We start from the raw sequence: 1,525 nt of genomic DNA, 5'->3' as shown, positions 1-1,525 counted from the left end.
ACTGCTTTATCGGCCTCGGACACCCCTTCGACATCGCACGCAGTCGGTCCACCAGGGCGAAGCAAGTCACCAGGATAATGCGGTGATCCCAAGCATAGGCTGTCATCGAGTTGGAAAGCCTTGACCGCCGCCACAGCTTCGACACACCAAAACCCAAAGTATGCACCGCCCTCAATGAATTCATCGAATCCGTACCAGTAGGGACGATCGAATATTGCAGTCACCCCCCCCTTTTTTGAGGGACGATCAAGTTCCGCATACCAGTTTTCGACAAACTTCCGAAGGATGTGCGGCTGGTCGGGCGGCCGTGCGTTGATCGCATCGAGCAATCGGGCGTATGGTTTCGGATGACATAACACAGTCCCGATACGCCGGCCATGATCGCGACTTGAGATGATACGGTCGAGCAGCACGTCTTCACCCTCATTGCCCATCAAGGCCGTCAAACGGTTCCATTGATCGTCAGGAATGTCGAGAGCAAGTGCTAAACCGGTCAGCCAGAAGCACACAATGTATTTGTCGAGGTTCTTGGTCCAACTGCGGCGCGAGACCTGTTGTTCCGATGAAAATACAGTTGTCCCCAGCCGCTCGGAATCCTCCCACGCGTCAAGAAGTCCCGGAAAATATTGAACCAACTCGCTAACTGAGTCACCACGTGAATACCGCTCGAACATCAATTGCCAATATTCTTTCGCAATCTCAAAGAGATACTGTGGTCGATAGCGTGGGTCACTGGACGGCTCCTTGGATTTTGCCCACATGGTCTCTATCCGCTTCTGCGAATGTTCGATCCATTGATCCCAATATGCGTGTGAGGCAAGCGCATCTCTCGTCATTTTGTCGCTCCGATTATCGCGGACGCAGGCTGAGGAATGAATTTTCCGTTACTGTCCAGCATGCCGACCGTTACATTTCCCAAAGGATCGGTATGCACCAGCCATTTCTCCACACGACCAGACATCATCGCGTCCTGAACTCCTTCTGCGGCAGCACGATTTCCACCAACTGACTGCAATATACGGTTAATCCCGGTGTTAGCGCCCGTGAGCCAATCGTCACTCATCTGCAACCCGTCAAGCGTCGATCCCAATCTGGATGTGCCGAACTTGTATTCGACCACCACATAATCGACGCCCGGTTTGCTGACCTTGTAAAGATCATCAATCCCGTTCTGCCCAACTGCCTGTGTACGACCGATCTTTTCGGCGTCGGGAGCGATATTATCGATTGTGGCGCTGCCAAGCAATTCACCGACCATCCCCTTTTGCGCGCTGGTAAGTGCGGTGAAATCCATTAGTGGCGCACCATTTGCACCAAAGATGCTAGCGAGATTCGTCAACTGACCGAACTCTCCGGATTTTCCGCTCGCCTTTACCAAAGCATCGATCCCAACGTCGATGCCCGCATTCGCCAAGGCAAGACCAGCCTTTGCTCCTCCGTAAACAACTGTCCCTGCGCTGGCGACCTGATAAATCAGATTGCCCAAGTCCTTGCCCAAGAGTTCCGCGTTCGCATCACCTCCAAC

At 53.2% G+C, this 1,525-nt stretch carries 1 protein-coding gene and 1 pseudogene; both read right to left on the bottom strand.

The features are described 5' to 3' along the window. A partial coding sequence (locus tag DK391_RS44020; RefSeq protein WP_109484273.1) for a PoNi-like cognate immunity protein occupies window positions 1–836 on the bottom strand: 836 nt, incomplete at its 3' end. Next, window positions 833–1,525 (bottom strand): annotated as a pseudogene (locus DK391_RS44015) (hemagglutinin-related protein); the annotation flags it as partial. The gene DK391_RS44020 and the pseudogene DK391_RS44015, both read right to left, overlap by 4 nt.

This window comes from Paraburkholderia sp. C35 (assembly GCF_003121405.1).
In the GTDB taxonomy this organism is placed as follows: domain Bacteria; phylum Pseudomonadota; class Gammaproteobacteria; order Burkholderiales; family Burkholderiaceae; genus Paraburkholderia.
This window is presented reverse-complemented; position numbering and strand designations above follow the sequence as displayed.